The following is a 14,523-nucleotide window of genomic DNA, read 5'->3' as shown; positions in this document are numbered from 1 at the left end:
GGCCACCACTGGCCTTCGTGGGACGCGGGCTTGCTTGCGCATTCCCCCGCAACACACACCGAGATTCAGCAATGCCCCGCGTACCCCGCATCACCCCCACCCTGCTGCTGGCCCTGGCCAGCACCACCGCCCTGGCCGACGCCGACCTGACTACCCGCAGCACGCTTACCGGCGACTGGGGCGGCCTGCGCAAGCAGCTGGAAGCAGATGGCGTCAAGTTCACAGGCGACTACAGTGGCGAAACCGCCTACAACGCCCATGGCGGCCTGCACCGCTCGGCACGCTATTCGCAAAACCTGAAACTGGGCGTGCAGTTCGACCTGTCGAAGCTGTATGGCCTGGACAACGGCGGGAAAGTCCAGCTGACCGTCAACGACCGCCGCGGCAACAGCGCCTCGGAAGACCTGGTGGGCAACCGCCTGCCGATCCAGGAAAACTACGGTGGCCTCTATACCCGGCTGACCGAACTGAGTTACGAGCGCACCCTGTTCACCCCGGCGCTGAACGTCAAGCTCGGCTACATGGCCATGGGCAACGACCTCGGTGGCCTGGACAGCGGCATCCTGTGCAACTTCATGAATGCCGGTTTCTGCGGCCACCCGCTGAACATGTCCGGCGGCAGTGGCTGGACCAACTACCCCAATGCGCACTTGGGCGTACGGGTGAAATACGACCTGTCACCAGCCTGGCAACTGCGCGTGGCAGCCTTCAATGTCGACCCCGAGAGCAACGGCAACGCCAGCCGGGCCTGGCACCTGGGGCCCAAGCACACCACCGGCACCGTGGTACCGGTCGAGCTGGTATACAGGCTGCAGGATGAGCTGCCGGGCGAGTACAAGCTGGGCTACTACTACGACAGCTCCGATGTGCAGCGCATCGGCAGCGATGAACAGGTGTCGGGCCGTGGCGGCCACTACCTGCTGGTCGACCAGGCGCTGTGGAATGACCAACGCTCGCCGGGCCGCAGCCTGCATGCCTTCGGCCAGTACTCGGCATCGAGCAAGGCCGCCTCGCCGTTCACCCGCTGGTATGGCGCCGGCGTGGTGCTGTACCAGCCGTTCGAGGGGCGCCCGAAGGATACCGTGGCGCTGGGTTATGGCCGCGCCGTGCCCAACCCGCGTAGCCGCGACGTACTAGAGGATGCCGCCTACAACGCCGGCCAGCCGTTCCCCGATATCGACAGCGCCGAGCAACTGATCGAGCTGAGCTATGGCTACCAGGCCACGCCGTGGCTGAACCTGCGCCCGGACCTGCAGTACATCATCGAACCAGGGGCATTTTCCGGGAAATCCATCGACAACGCATTGGTGCTTGGCCTGCAGGTCAAGGCAACCTTCTGAATACCGGGGCCGCGCTGCGGCCCATTCGCGGGTAAACCCGCTCCCACAGGTACTGCACAGGCCTTGAGACTGACGAGCTCCTGTGGGAGCGGGTTTATCCGCGAAGAGGCCAGCGCAATCAATCCTGCCTGAGGTAATCCACCAGCCTCAGCAACATGGCATCACAGCCCTGCAACTGTTCGACACTGACAAACTCGTCCGGCTTATGCCCCTGCTCCATGCTCCCGGGGCCGCACACCACGGTGGGAATGCCCGCCTGGTCGAATAACCCGCCTTCGGTGCCAAACGCCACCGTAGCGAACGTCTCCGAGCCGCTCAGCAACGCCACCAACTGCGCCGCCTCACTGTCCGCCGGGGTCGCCAGCCCCGGATAGGCACTCAACGGTTGCAGGCGTATGGCGCTGGCCGCGTCGACCTTGCGCATGCGTGGTAGCAGCTCGGCCTCGGCATAAGTCTGCAACTGGTCGGCCACTGCCTGCGCGGCAAAGCCTGGCAATGCGCGTACTTCGAAATCGAACTCGCACTCTGCCGGCACGATGTTCAGCGCGCTGCCACCCTTGATCACACCAGTCTGCACCGTGGAGAACGGTGGATCGAAGCGCGCGTCGTGATGTTCCGGCAAGGCCAGGGCCTCACCGATATCCCCGAGCTTGCCGATCAGCTTCGCCGCAAATTCGATGGCATTCACCCCGTACGGCGCATAGGCCGAATGACAAGCCGCACCTTGCACTTGGCAGCGCATCGCCAGCTTGCCCTTGTGCCCGAGTACCGGCTTGAGTTCGGTGGGTTCGCCAATCAGGCACAGCCGAGGCTTGTGCGGGCGCTGCTCAAGGGCGGCCAGCATCGAGCGCACGCCCAGGCAGCCGACTTCCTCGTCATAGGAAAACGCCAGGTGCACCGGCAGGCGCAGCGGCTGCGCAACCAACGCAGGCACAGCCGCCAGGACCGAGGCAATGAAGCCCTTCATGTCGGCGGTGCCGCGGCCATACAGGCGGCCATCGCGCTCGCTCAGGGCAAACGGTTCGACGCTCCAGGCCTGGCCGTCGACCGGCACCACATCGGTATGCCCGGACAGCACTATGCCGCCAACGTCCCTGGGCCCGATGGTGGCGAACAGGTTGGCCTTGGTGCCCTCCGGGTTATGGAACAGCTCGCTTTCCACGCCCAGCCCGGCCAGGTAATCGCGGATGAAACCGATCAGCGCCAGGTTGGAATCGCGGCTGACCGTGGCAAAGCCGATCAAGCGGGCCAGCAGCGCGCGGCTGGCACCTTCACTCATCGCCAGGTACCCCGTAGCTTGGCGCCACAGTCGGGTTCAGGGCGCGGGTGACATAGTCCTGCATCTGCGGCCGGTACGCCTGCCACAGGCCCTCGAGCACGCCGATCGGGTCGGCGTCGGCCCAGTCCACCCGCAGGTCCACCAGCGGCCAGGTCAGTTCGCCGGCAATCTTCAACGCCGCCGAATGCACCGGCCCGGCCTCGCCACCAGCGGCCATCGCCGCCTGCATGGCCGCCAGCAAGCGATCGGCCAGGTGCCCCGCAGCCTGTTCGAAAGCCTGCACCATCGCCTCGATCACCTGGGGCGAGGCCAGCAGGTTGCCGGCTGCCGCGCATTGCTCACCGGCCACGGCATGGTGCGTGCCCAGGGCCTCCTTGCCGGTGAACAGCGCGACCTGGCCATGGCTGTCGATCACCGTGACCTGGCGGTACTCGCTCCAGCCATTGGCGCTCAGCACCCGGTCCAGCGCTGCGGCGGGCGGCAACTGCTGCTGTTCCAGGACATCGAGAATCTGCGGCCCCAAGGCCGGCAAGGTGATGTTCTGCGTGGCCACCGCCCCGACGCCGGCCCGCACCCACGGGCAGCGGGCGCCTACCGCAATGCTCGACGAGCTGATGGCGATACCGACCTGCCCGGTTTCCTGACAGCGGCCAATGATGGAAAAAGTCATGTGATGGTTCCTGTTGTCCTGTGCGATACAGGCATTCTGGGTGGAACCTTCCGGCAGGCGAAACCACCTTTTTCCGAGGGCTTGCAGAGGAAAAAACTAAGGCCAGGACAAGCCGTTCGGAATCATCGCAAATGCTGCTGTAGCCAGCCCAGCAGGCCACTGGGCCCAAGGCCTTAGCCGTTTTATCGGCAAGCCCAAGCTAAATACTATTTTCGCCGTTTCCACGGCATCCCTAGTCTGGCCCCAGGTAACGGCGGTCCTCCAAACCGACCTGACAAAAACCGCCTGAACAAGGGCTCGGACATGACACTGAACAATCTCGAAATCGACACCCTCGTGGTCGGCGCCGGCCAGGCCGGCGTGGCCATGAGCGAACACCTGAGCAAGCTTGGCGTGCCACACCTGGTGCTGGAGCGCAAGCGTATCGCCGAGGCCTGGCGCAGCGGCCGCTGGGACTCGCTGGTGGCCAACGGCCCGGCCTGGCACGACCGCTTCCCGGGGCTGGAATTCGACCTCGACGCCGATGCCTTCGCCGGTAAAGACCAGGTAGCCGACTACTTCGAGCAATACGTACGCAAGTACAACCTGCCAGTACGCACCGGTATCGAAGTGAAGAAGGTCGTGCGCAACAGCGACCGCCCCGGCTTCACCATCGAAACCAATGAAGGCGTTATCCGCGCCAACCGTGTCGTCGCGGCCACCGGCCCGTTCCAGAAACCGGTGATTCCGGCCATTGCGCCGCAAGACAGCAACCTGCACCAGATCCACTCGGCGGCCTATTACAACCCCGAACAACTGCCTGCAGGGGCTGTGCTGGTCGTGGGCGCCGGCTCCTCGGGTGTACAGATCGCCGAGGAACTGATGCGTGCCGGGCGCCAGGTATACCTGTCGGTCGGTGCCCACGACCGCCCGCCACGCGCCTACCGCAACCGTGACTTCTGCTGGTGGCTGGGGGTGCTGGGTGAGTGGGATGCGGAAGTCGCCAAGCCCGGCCGCGAGCACGTGACCATTGCCGTCAGCGGTGCCCGTGGCGGCCACACCGTGGACTTCCGCGCCCTCGCCCACCAGGGCATGACCCTGGTCGGCCTGACCCAGTCGTTCGAAAACGGAGTGGCACGCTTCCAGGACAACCTGGTCGAGAACATCAACCGTGGCGACGAAAACTACCTGGCCCTGCTGGACGCCGCCGATGCCTACATCCAGCGCAACGGCCTTGACCTGCCGGAAGAGCCCGAAGCCCGTGAACGCCTGGCCGACCCGGAATGCATGCGCAACCCGCTGCTGCAACTGGACCTGGCCGAGGCCGGTGTCACCAGCATCATCTGGGCCACCGGCTACAGCGTGGATTTCAGCTGGCTGCAGGTCGACACCTTCGACGCCAATGGCAAGCCCCAGCACCAACGCGGCGTGGCCCGCGAGCCGGGCATCTACTTCCTTGGCCTGCCGTGGCTGTCGCGGCGTGGCTCATCGTTCATCTGGGGCGTGTGGCACGACGCCAAGCACGTCGCCGGCCACATCGCCACGCAACGCACCTACAGCGCCTACCGCGACCGCCAGCAACGCGCCGCGGATGCGCAGCAACCAACCCGGATCAGCAACGTCAGCACCCTCGGAGCCCACTGATGCCTACCCATACTCGCATCCGCATGTTCAACACCAAGGCCACCTACCCCAACCAGACCCTGGACAACGACTTGTGCCAGGCAGTACGTGCCGGTAATACCATCTATGTGCGCGGCCAGGTCGGCACCGACTTCGAAGGCAACCTGGTGGGCCTGGGCGACCCGCGGGCGCAGGCCGAGCAGGCGATGAAAAACGTCAAGCAACTGCTTGAAGAGGCCGGCTCGGACCTGTCGCACATCGTCAAGACCACCACCTACATCACCGACCCGCGCTTCCGCGAGCCGGTGTACAAGGAAGTGGGTAAATGGCTGAAGGGAGTGTTCCCGATTTCCACCGGGCTGGTGGTCGCCGGGTTGGCCCAGGCCGAGTGGCTGATGGAGATCGACGTGATCGCCGTGGTGCCTGACCAGGGCTAGCGGGATAAGCCTAGCGGGTTTGCCCTGATACCTGACAGTGCTCTTGGGGGCTGCTTGATCTGACAGGTATCATGGCAAACAGGTCGACCTACTGACCTGCTAGAAACCCACTGTCGCTGACAGCAAGTAGGTACGCGGCGTAGAAAGCGTCAACCCCGGTTCGCTGTCATCCGAGGCCCCGGCCGAACTCCAGTAGCGGTCGTCCAGCACGTTCTCGACACTGGCACGCAAGGTAAACTGTGTGGCATCCACCTTGAAGGCATAACGCGCGCCCAGGTCATAACGCTCCCAACCGTCGATCTGCTTGCTGTTGTTCTGGTCCAGGTACTGCGAGCTCGAATGGATGCCTCGCACCGTCAGGGTCAGGCCGTTCACCCCAGGCACGTCCCATTCGGCGCCAAGGTTGACGTTGTACTCAGGCGTGGCCGGCGCGCGGTTGCCATCGTACACGCCACCGATGGTGTCGGTCAGCTCGCTGTCGATGTACATCACCCCGCCCAGCATTCGCACCCCTTGCACGGGCTCGCCGAACATGCTCAGTTCGATACCGCGGTTGTCGCGCTTGCCATTGGGGCCGAACACCCGCGACATGGGGTTGGTTTCGTAGGCGGGCTGGCGGATGCGGAAGGCACTGGCAGTAAAGGCAACCTGACCCAGGTCGTACTTTGCCCCCACCTCGACCTGGCGGCTGGTGAACGGCGGGAAGATCTGGTCTTCGTTGACCGATGTCGATGGTGCGATCTTGCCCTGGCTCAGGCCCTCCATGTAGTTGGCATACAACGACAGCTGCTCGGTAACCTTGAGCAGCACACCGCCCGAAGGCGACAGCTTCTCTTCATCGTAGGCGGTATCGCCCTTGACACCGTCGCTCCAGTCATCCACCTGCACCCGCTGCCAGCGCGCGCCCAGGGTCAGCAGCAGGCGGTCGTCGAAGAAGCCGAGGGTGTCGGCCAGGGCCACGCCGGAAAAACGGTTTTCCGTGTACACCTCGGGGTCGATGCGGGTTGGCGTGGCCGGTGTCGGCGTGGCTACCGGGTGATAGAGGTTGCTGGGCGCCGAGGCATAACGGGCGCCGCCGTTGGTGAAGTCCATGTAGAAGTAGGTGGCGGCCAGGTTCAGCTCGTGGCTGACCGGCCCGGTATGGAACCAGTTGCGCACACCGGCCATGGCGGTACGCACGGTTTCATCCCGGGTAAAGTCGCGCGGCTGCACGGTGAAGTCGCCGGCATCGTTGCTGATGGACACGTTGTGGCGCAGGAAGTCATGGTTGCTCTTGCGCGCACCGACCGCGCCATAGGCCAGCAGCGACTCGCTGATATCGTACTCGGCATGCAGCGCGCCGAAGGTGTCATTGGTGCGCGCCTTGCTCCAGGTCTGGGCGTAGTTGTGGCGCACATCGTTGGCATTCGGCACCTTGGCATTGGCGCCGATCAGCACCCGCTCCTGCGGTGCATCGGTGTCACGCTCGGTATGGCCCAGGTCTGCCGAAAGCTGCAGGCGCTCGTCACGAAAGTCCAGGCCCAATACCGCCATTTCGCGCGCGACACGCTGGTGCTCCCATTCGGTGTCGCCCGCCTGTTTCACGCCATTGAAGCGCACGCCGAACTGCTGGCCTTGGCCAAAGCGCCGGCCAACGTCCACTGCACCGCCTGCCTGGCCTGCCGAAGCATAGCTGCCGGTAAACTCGGTGAGCGGCTGGTCACCGGCCCGCTTGGGCTGCACATTGATGCCGCCGCCGACACTGCCTCGCGGCGAAATGCCATTGATCAGCTGGCTGGGGCCTTTCAGGATGTCTACCCGGTCGGCCATTTCCATGTCGATGGAGTAGGTCGGCAGGATACCGTACAGTCCGTTGTAGGCCACATCACTGTTGAACAGGCTGAAACCGCGAATGGTGAACTGCTCGAAGCGCCCACCCGCCGGGTTGGTGGCGCGCACCGATGGGTCGCTGGCGATCAGCTCGCCCAACGTCCGCGCCTGCTGATTCTTCACCAGTTCGCTGGTGTAGCTGCTGATGCTGAACGGGGTTTCCATGAAGTCGCGCGTACCAAGCAGGCCCTGTGAACCCTGACGGGCTACCTGGCCACCGGCATAAGGTTGCGTTTCGCTGCCTGCGGCCATGCCGCCGACGATGCTGGTCGGGGCGATTTCCAGGGCATCGCCCGCCCCGGGGGCCGGCATCAATGTGAAAGCGCCCTGGCCCACCGGCAGCAACTGCAGGCCGCTGCCGCGCAGCAGCTGAGTGAAGCCTTCGTCAACACTGTAGCTGCCGGACAGGCCATTGCTCTGCCGGCCGTTTACCAGCGTCGGGTCCAGCGACAGGCTGACCCCGGCCTGGTCGGCAAACCGGGTAAGTGCCGCACCCAGGCTTGCGGCCGGCACCTGATAGCTGCGCCGGGCGGGTTCATCGGCCCAGGCCGGTGCACACAACAACAGGCTCATGGCGAACAGCGGATGTGCCGCACGCGCCAGTGGGCGCAGGCGGCAGGACATGACAACAGGCATTGAACAAAGCTCCCCTTTATTTGCTCCTACCGGTAATGACCGGCGAGCAGAAAAAAGGGGACAGCCTCATGCGCGGTTTTCTCGCGCGGTCAGGCTTACCCAGTAACGCGTGCGCGTGTGCACCTGCAAAGGCAGGCTGCCGGCGAGCAAGGCCAGCACCCGGTCGGTGTCGTCGAGGCGGAACGTACCGGTCACCCGCAGGGCCTCCAGTTCAGGCGCCCAACGCAGCACGCCGGGGCGGTACCTGCGCAACTCGTGCAGCAATTCGCCCAAGGGGCGATCTTCCAGGCGCAGCACACCTTCGCGCCAGCCCAGCAGCCAAGCGTCCAGGCCGGTGACTGGGCCAACGCCCGTCGCTTGCAGGCTGGCCTGCTGCCCAGCCTGCAGCAGCAGTGCCGGGCCTTGCTGCGGCAGCAGGTTGGCCGTGCCCTTGAGCACCGTTACCCGGCAAGCCTGATCGACAAGGCGCAGGCACACCTCACCGGCATCCAGCGCGACCTGGCCATAGGGCACCTGCAACGTCAGGCCCAGGGGGCCGGGCAACCTGACTGCCACTTCGCCGCGCAGTAATGTCAGGCGACGGCCACCCACGTCGATATCCGCCGCACTGTCGGTGTTCAACTGCAACAATGTGCCATCGCTCAGCAGCATCCGCCGACGCTCACCGACTGCGGTGTGCATGTCGGCGGTCCAGGCTTCCAGCGGCAGTTCGCGGCTTGCCAGCCAGGCCGCCGGCAACAATGCCGCCACGCCCAGGGCCTGCTTGAGCAATGCCCGGCGACCAGCATCCGGGCGGTCCAGGGTGGCCATGGCCACTGCGCCGGGTAGCGCGGAAAAGCGCTGGCGCAACAGCATTGCCTTTTGCCAGGCGTGTTCGTGCAAGGTGTTGCTGGTACGCCATTGTTCCAGACGGCGCAGGTCGTCCTCGCTGGCACCGCCAGAATCCACCAGTGCCAGCCAGTGCGCGGCTGCCCGCAGTGCCTCGCGGGTTTCGGGAGAATGGGTGGTCACTACAGTTCTGCCAACAGGCAATGCTCGTAGGCCTGCGCCATGTAGCGTTTGACCGAGCGCTCGCAAACGCCCAGGCGCTTGCCGATATCGGCATAGCCCAGGCCCTCCAGTTGGCTCCAGAGAAAGGCCTTGCGTACCGGCGCCTTGAGGCCGTCTAGCAACGCGTCGAGCGCTTGCAGGGTTTCCAGCAGCAGCCAGCGCTGCTCTGGCGAGGGCACATGCTGCTCGGGCAACTGCGCCAGTGCATCGAGGTAGGCTTGTTCCAGGCGGCGCCGTTGGTGGAAGTTGCTCAGCAGGCGCTTGCACACGGTCAGCAGGTAAGCGCGCGGTTCGCGAATGTCTGCCAGCGGCTGCGCGCTGGCCAGGATACGCAGGAAGGTATCCTGACTAAGGTCGGCGGCATCCCAGGCATTGCCCATGCGCACCCGCAACCAGGTTTCCAGCCAGCCGCGATGGGCCCGGTACAGGTCTGGCAGGCTATGCTCCGGTGGCGGCGCGGCGTCGATCATGGGGTAGGCCCTGCGGTGGCGTAAATAAGATTAATTCTAATTTACAGCCTGCCGCAGAACCAAGCAGTTTGTTACCTGTCAGGCAATTGCCGCATCCACCAGCACCTGCGCTTCCTGCACCAGGCGCTGCAGGTGTGCCTCGTCGATGAAGCTTTCGGCGTAGATCTTGTAGATGTCCTCGGTGCCCGACGGCCGGGCGGCGAACCAGCCATTGGCGGTCATCACCTTCAGCCCGCCGATCGCCTGGCCATTGCCTGGCGCGTGGCTGAGGATCTGCACGATCGGCTCACCGGCCAGTTCGGTCGATTTCACCTGCTCCGGCGCCAGCTTGCTCAGCAGCGCCTTCTGTCGGGCATCGGCCTTGGCTTCGACGCGCGTGGCGAATGGCTTGCCCAGCGCCGCGGTGAGGTCGGCGTAGGCCTGGCTCGGGTTGCGCCCGGTGCGGGCAGTCATCTCGGCAGCCAGCAAGGCCGGGATCAGGCCGTCCTTGTCAGTGGCCCAGACCGAACCATCGCGGCGCAGGAACGAGGCCCCTGCACTCTCCTCGCCACCAAAGCCGAGCGAACCGTCGAACAGGCCTTGGGCAAAGAACTTGAAGCCCACCGGCACTTCGTACAGCTCACGGCCCAGGCGTCGGGTAACCCGGTCGATCAGGCCACTGGACACCACCGTCTTGCCCACTGCTGCATCACTGCGCCATTGCGGACGGTGGCGGTACAGGTAATCGATGGCCACGGCCAGGTAGTTGTTCGGCTGCAGCAGGCCATCCGGGGTAACGATGCCGTGGCGGTCATGGTCGGGGTCGCAGGCGAATGCCACGTCGAAGCGCTCACGCAGGCCAATCAGGCCTTGCATGGCGTACGGCGAGGACGGGTCCATGCGGATCTGGCCGTCCCAGTCGACGCTCATGAAGCGGAAGGTCGGGTCGACCTCGGTATTCACCACTTCCAGGTCCAGTTGGTAGCGCTCGGCAATCGCCGACCAGTAACGAACCCCGGCCCCGCCCAGCGGGTCGACGCCCAGGCGCAACCTGGCGCCACGGATGACGTCAAAGTCGATGACATTTTCCAGGTCGGCCACATAGCTGCTGACGTAGTCGTGACGCTGGGTGGTAGCGGCCTGCAGCGCCTGGGCATGCGCCATGCGCTTGACCCCCGCCAGGTCCGCCGCCAGCAGTTCGTTGGCCTTGGCCTCGATCCACTTGGTCACGTCGCTGTCGGCCGGGCCACCATTGGGTGGGTTGTACTTGAAGCCACCGCTTTGCGGCGGGTTGTGCGACGGGGTGATGACGATGCCATCGGCCAGACCCTGCACGCGGCCACGGTTATGGCAAAGGATGGCGTGGGACACGGCCGGGGTAGGCGTGTATTCATCGTCCTTGGACAGCATCACCTGCACGCCGTTGGCCGCCAGCACTTCCAGGGCGCTGGCGGTGGCCGGTGCCGACAGGGCGTGGGTGTCGGCGCCGATGAACAGCGGACCATCGATCCCCTTCTCTTCGCGGTACAGGCAGATGGCCTGGGTGATGGCCAGGACGTGGTATTCGTTGAAGCTCAACTCAAGTGAAGTGCCCCGGTGCCCCGAGGTGCCGAAGGCCACCCGCTGGGCCGCCACGGACGCATCGGGGCGGCCGGTGTAGTAGGCGGTGAGCAGTCGTGGAATATCGACCAGCACGCTGGTCGGAGCCGGCTTGCCTGCCAAAGGACTGAGCGTCATGCAAAAACCTCGAGTTCAACGGATGTTGGGGATGTTGGGATTGGAGCGTGCAGTGTACTGAGAGTTGCAATGCCGTGCGATGGGCGACATCAAAGAAACATCAGGCCATGCGGCCCGGGCCCCATGACCGTCTAGAGTAGTAGCCACACCCTTAGCCAGAGAGGCCACATGGTTTTCCACCGCCTGACCCACACCCATCCGCGCCTGACTGCCGCTACCTTGGTCGGCCTGCTCGGCGCATGGCTGATTCCTGCAGACGACACCGTTCAGCACATCCTCGCCGGGTGGAACCTGGGTGTCTGGCTGTACCTGCTGCTGGTGTTCTACCTGACCTGGACCGCCACCCCGGCGAAAGTACACAAGGTCGCCCGCGTCGAAGACGAGAACGCCGGCCTGGTGCTGCTGACCGTGTGCATCGCCGCCATTGCCAGCCTCGCCGCCGTCACCCTGCAACTGGTCTCCAGCCGCGGCCTGCAAGGCACAGCGTTGGCCCTGCACTACCTCTACACAGGCCTGACCGTGGCCGGTTCCTGGCTGTTGATCGGCTGCATTTTCAGCCTGCATTACGCGCGGCTGTTCTACACCGCGCAAAACCATGAACCCGCGCTGCGTTTCGCCGACGGCGAACGCCACCCGGATTATTGGGATTTCCACTACTTCTCGTTCACCATCAGCATGGCGGTGCAAACCTCGGATATCGGCGTCGCCGGGCGCAGCCTGCGCAAGGTCGTGCTGGCGCACTCCCTGGTGGGGTTCGTCTTCAATACCGCGATTCTCGGGTTCACCATCAACATCGCGGCAGGGTTGCTGGGCTAACCGCACCGTTCGTCCGAAAAAAAGCTGTCAGCGATCATCGATACAACGGCAGGCGACACCAAGCCAACTGCCGCTATCCTGCCGGGAAAACGTTTGCCTGAGCGGTACGCGCAGGCCGACGCCGAGCCCAGAGATGTGACCGCCATCATGCATTAGTACTTTTGTCGCATTCACCAGCGAGAATCACCCGTGACAGGTGCTATGGTTACCTTCCCGACGGCCACAGCATGATGGCCACCCGCTCACCACGTCCAGGCAAGGACAAGGAGGCAGGCATGAACAAGATGACGTTCCCCAACGCCTGCCAGGTGATGCGCTGGCATTTCCACCCGCTGGGCTTCGAAGCCAGCATGGATGCGCCGCGCAGCATGGTTGCGCGGCTGTTCGACCGCGCCACCGGCGAGACCCTGCTGGCCATTGCCGGCATCCCCTGCGCGGCGATCATGGCTGCCGCGGACGTGGAACGCATCATCGAAGCCGTCGAAGCGGAAATGGATGCCTTCATTCCTGCCATCCCCCTGCGTGATGCGGTCTAACCCACTGCCGCATTGTCCTGACGCATGGCCTGCAACTTGCCCATGAACTGTTCAGCCGGCACTGGTTGACCCAGCAGGTAGCCCTGCAGCGAATCACAACCCAGGCGGGTCAGGAAGGCCTGCTGCTTGTCGGTTTCTACCCCTTCGGCAACGATACGCAGGCCCAGCGCCTGGCCCAGCGCCACGATCGCCGAAACGATGGCCGCATCATCGCTGTCCTGCTCCAGGTCGCGCACGAAACCGCGGTCGATCTTCAGCTCGTTGGCCGGCAGGCGTTTGAGATACATCAGGCTGGAATAGCCGGTACCAAAGTCGTCGATGGACAGATCCACACCCATGTCGGACAGGCGTTGCAGCACTGTCAGGCTGGCATCGGCGTCGTGCATGGCGGTGGTTTCGGTGATTTCCAGGGTCAGGCAATTGGCTGGCAGGCCGCTCTGCTGCAACGCCCGGGCAACGCTTTCGACCAGCCCTGCATGGCAGAACTGGATAGCCGACAGGTTCACAGCCATTCGCCAGTCCTGGTAGCCCTGATCCAGCCATTGGCGCATCTGTCGGCAGGCCTCGATCAACACCCATTCACCGATGGGGATGATCAGGCCGGTCTTTTCCGCCAGGCCAATGAAGCGATCAGGCAGCAGCAGGCCCTGCTGCGGATGCTCCCAGCGCAGCAAGGCCTCGGCACCGATCGGCTGGCACGCCTGGGCGTCGAACTTGGGCTGATAATGCAGGCGGAACTGGCGCTGCTCCAGCGCCTGGCGCAGGTCCTGCACAAGTTGCAGTTGCTGGCGGGCATTGCTGTTCATCGACACGTCGAAGAAGCTGTAGCCGTTCTTGCCAGCGCTTTTGACGTGGTACATGGCGGCGTCGGCGTTACGCAGCAGCTCGTGCTGGTCCTGGCCATTGCCCGGGTACAGGACGATACCCAGGCTCGCCGACAGTTGCAGGTCATGCTCGGCCACGCGGAACGGCCGTGATACCAGGTTGACCTGCTTCACCGCCACGTCCACGGCATCGTTCGGCTCCTGCAACTCCACCAGCAGCACGAATTCGTCGCCGCCGATGCGCGCCAGCGTATCCTGGCTGTGCAGGTGACCGCGCAGGCGGGCCGCCACGGCCTTGAGCAGCAGGTCGCCGACGTGGTGGCCGAAGGCATCATTGACCGGTTTGAAGCCATCCAGGTCGATGAACATCAGGGCAAAGCAGCCGCCCTGCTCCGCCACCTTGGCGATCGCTTGCTCGATACGGTCGGCCAGCAGAGTGCGGTTGGGCAGGTCGGTGAGGGTGTCGTGCAGCGCCAGCTGGGTGAGTTCCTGGTTGGCCAGGGTCAGCGACCGCGCCAGTTCGGCAGTGCGCGCCTCCAGCCGGGCATCCAACACCGAGGTGAGCAGGGCCACGGCCAGCACCGCCAGGGTGGTGATCAACACCAGGTAGACCAGACCATCGCCCTGCAAGCCTCCGGCCGCCAGCGCGCCGCAGAAGCTGCCCTCGGGAAAATTCGCCGCAGCCATGCCGGTGTAGTGCATGCCGACGATGGCAAACCCCATCACCACCGCCGCCAGGCCGCGGATCTGCCGCACGTAGGGGGTGTGCGTGCGCAGGCGGAAGGCAATCCACAAGGCCGCCGCCGAGGCGCCCACGGCAATCAGCAACGAGGCGCCGAACAGTGTCGGGTCGTAGTCGATGCCTGGCAGCATGCGTAGCGCCGCCATGCCGGTGTAGTGCATGCAGGCGATGCCGGCGCCCATGATCAGCGCGCCAAACACCAGCTGCAGCCACGGCAGGCTCGGCTGGCTGACCAGCCACAAGGCAAACCCTGAGGAAAGTACCGCGATCAGCAGCGAAAAGGCGGTCAGGCCCAGGTCGTAGCCCAGGTCGATGGGCAGGCTGAAGGCGAGCATGCCGATGAAGTGCATCGACCATACACCGATACCCATGGCCAGTGCGCCCCCCCCCATCCACAATAACGCAGCGCGGCCCTTTGCCGTAGCGATGCGGCCGGTCAGGTCAAGCGCGGTATAGGACGCCAGGATCGCCACGCACAGCGAAATCAACACCAGCGAAGAGGAGTAGCTACCGGTCAGCATTGGAAGTTCCTGGGG

At 64.6% G+C, this 14,523-nt stretch carries 12 protein-coding genes; 5 read left to right on the top strand and 7 right to left on the bottom strand.

Going from position 1 to position 14,523, the window contains the following annotated elements:
* Positions 1-71 precede the first annotated feature (71 nt).
* Positions 72-1,340: a carbohydrate porin gene (locus QSV36_RS13960; RefSeq protein ID WP_289132448.1), complete on the top strand. Its 1,269-nt coding sequence runs from the start codon at positions 72-74 to the stop codon at positions 1,338-1,340.
* Between the two features lie 118 nt (positions 1,341-1,458).
* Here the strand turns inward: QSV36_RS13960 and argE are convergent, their stop codons facing one another.
* Positions 1,459-2,619: an acetylornithine deacetylase gene (argE, locus tag QSV36_RS13955; protein WP_289132447.1), complete on the bottom strand. Its 1,161-nt coding sequence runs from the start codon at positions 2,617-2,619 to the stop codon at positions 1,459-1,461.
* Positions 2,612-3,289, bottom strand: a complete 678-nt coding sequence (locus tag QSV36_RS13950; protein WP_289132446.1) for a DUF1028 domain-containing protein — start codon at positions 3,287-3,289, stop codon at positions 2,612-2,614. The genes argE and QSV36_RS13950 overlap by 8 nt, the downstream gene beginning before the upstream one ends.
* A gap of 303 nt (positions 3,290-3,592) precedes the next feature.
* On the opposite strand from QSV36_RS13950, the gene QSV36_RS13945 reads away from it, so the two are divergent.
* Both QSV36_RS13945 and QSV36_RS13940 read left to right on the top strand, forming a co-directional pair.
* Complete coding sequence (locus QSV36_RS13945; protein ID WP_289132444.1) at positions 3,593-4,912, top strand: flavin-containing monooxygenase; 1,320 nt, start codon at positions 3,593-3,595, stop codon at positions 4,910-4,912.
* Positions 4,912-5,328, top strand: a complete 417-nt coding sequence (locus QSV36_RS13940) for a RidA family protein (RefSeq protein ID WP_289132443.1) — start codon at positions 4,912-4,914, stop codon at positions 5,326-5,328. Before QSV36_RS13945 ends, QSV36_RS13940 begins: the two co-directional genes overlap by 1 nt.
* A 99-nt stretch (positions 5,329-5,427) precedes the next feature.
* Here the strand turns inward: QSV36_RS13940 and QSV36_RS13935 are convergent, their stop codons facing one another.
* The 4 genes from QSV36_RS13935 to pgm all read right to left on the bottom strand — a co-directional run bounded on the left by QSV36_RS13935 (position 5,428) and on the right by pgm (position 11,069).
* Positions 5,428-7,833 (bottom strand): TonB-dependent receptor, encoded by a 2,406-nt coding sequence (locus QSV36_RS13935; RefSeq protein WP_289132441.1) that lies wholly within the window; start codon positions 7,831-7,833, stop codon positions 5,428-5,430.
* A gap of 66 nt (positions 7,834-7,899) precedes the next feature.
* Positions 7,900-8,844, bottom strand: coding sequence for a FecR domain-containing protein (locus tag QSV36_RS13930; protein WP_289132439.1), 945 nt, complete (start codon positions 8,842-8,844; stop codon positions 7,900-7,902).
* On the bottom strand, positions 8,844-9,353 hold the full coding sequence (locus QSV36_RS13925) for a sigma-70 family RNA polymerase sigma factor (protein WP_289132438.1): 510 nt from the start codon (positions 9,351-9,353) through the stop codon (positions 8,844-8,846). The genes QSV36_RS13930 and QSV36_RS13925 overlap by 1 nt, the downstream gene beginning before the upstream one ends.
* Positions 9,354-9,431: 78 nt before the next feature.
* The gene (gene pgm / locus QSV36_RS13920; protein ID WP_289132436.1) at positions 9,432-11,069 is read right to left on the bottom strand and encodes a phosphoglucomutase (alpha-D-glucose-1,6-bisphosphate-dependent); all 1,638 of its coding nucleotides are present in this window, start codon (positions 11,067-11,069) and stop codon (positions 9,432-9,434) included.
* Between the two features lie 168 nt (positions 11,070-11,237).
* Between pgm and QSV36_RS13915 the strand changes: the two genes are divergently transcribed.
* Complete coding sequence (locus QSV36_RS13915) at positions 11,238-11,885, top strand: DUF1345 domain-containing protein (RefSeq protein ID WP_289132433.1); 648 nt, start codon at positions 11,238-11,240, stop codon at positions 11,883-11,885.
* A 275-nt stretch (positions 11,886-12,160) separates the two neighbouring features.
* Complete coding sequence (locus QSV36_RS13910) at positions 12,161-12,421, top strand: DUF1652 domain-containing protein (protein WP_170030233.1); 261 nt, start codon at positions 12,161-12,163, stop codon at positions 12,419-12,421.
* Here the strand turns inward: QSV36_RS13910 and QSV36_RS13905 are convergent.
* A complete protein-coding gene (locus tag QSV36_RS13905; RefSeq protein ID WP_289132430.1) occupies positions 12,418-14,508 on the bottom strand; it encodes a putative bifunctional diguanylate cyclase/phosphodiesterase in 2,091 nt (696 codons plus the stop codon). The genes QSV36_RS13910 and QSV36_RS13905 overlap by 4 nt on opposite strands.
* Positions 14,509-14,523 lie beyond the last annotated feature (15 nt).

The organism is Pseudomonas sp. BCRC 81390 (genome assembly GCF_030341915.1).
Classification (GTDB): domain Bacteria; phylum Pseudomonadota; class Gammaproteobacteria; order Pseudomonadales; family Pseudomonadaceae; genus Aquipseudomonas.
The sequence above is the reverse complement of the archived record's forward strand: the minus strand, read 5'-3'. Positions and strand labels throughout refer to the sequence as shown.

What these genes read in the sequence shown, in the direction of transcription:
- QSV36_RS13960 (WP_289132448.1), top strand. Translation starts at nt 72, where the DNA reads ATGCCCCGCGTACCCCGCATCACCCCCACCCTGCTGCTGGCCCTGGCC.
- QSV36_RS13905 (WP_289132430.1), bottom strand. Translation starts at nt 14,508, where the DNA reads ATGCTGACCGGTAGCTACTCCTCTTCGCTGGTGTTGATTTCGCTGTGC.
- argE (WP_289132447.1), bottom strand. Translation starts at nt 2,619, where the DNA reads ATGAGTGAAGGTGCCAGCCGCGCGCTGCTGGCCCGCTTGATCGGCTTT.
- QSV36_RS13935 (WP_289132441.1), bottom strand. Translation starts at nt 7,833, where the DNA reads ATGCCTGTTGTCATGTCCTGCCGCCTGCGCCCACTGGCGCGTGCGGCA.
- QSV36_RS13950 (WP_289132446.1), bottom strand. Translation starts at nt 3,289, where the DNA reads ATGACTTTTTCCATCATTGGCCGCTGTCAGGAAACCGGGCAGGTCGGT.
- QSV36_RS13945 (WP_289132444.1), top strand. Translation starts at nt 3,593, where the DNA reads ATGACACTGAACAATCTCGAAATCGACACCCTCGTGGTCGGCGCCGGC.
- QSV36_RS13925 (WP_289132438.1), bottom strand. Translation starts at nt 9,353, where the DNA reads ATGATCGACGCCGCGCCGCCACCGGAGCATAGCCTGCCAGACCTGTAC.
- QSV36_RS13940 (WP_289132443.1), top strand. Translation starts at nt 4,912, where the DNA reads ATGCCTACCCATACTCGCATCCGCATGTTCAACACCAAGGCCACCTAC.
- QSV36_RS13910 (WP_170030233.1), top strand. Translation starts at nt 12,161, where the DNA reads ATGAACAAGATGACGTTCCCCAACGCCTGCCAGGTGATGCGCTGGCAT.
- pgm (WP_289132436.1), bottom strand. Translation starts at nt 11,069, where the DNA reads ATGACGCTCAGTCCTTTGGCAGGCAAGCCGGCTCCGACCAGCGTGCTG.
- QSV36_RS13915 (WP_289132433.1), top strand. Translation starts at nt 11,238, where the DNA reads ATGGTTTTCCACCGCCTGACCCACACCCATCCGCGCCTGACTGCCGCT.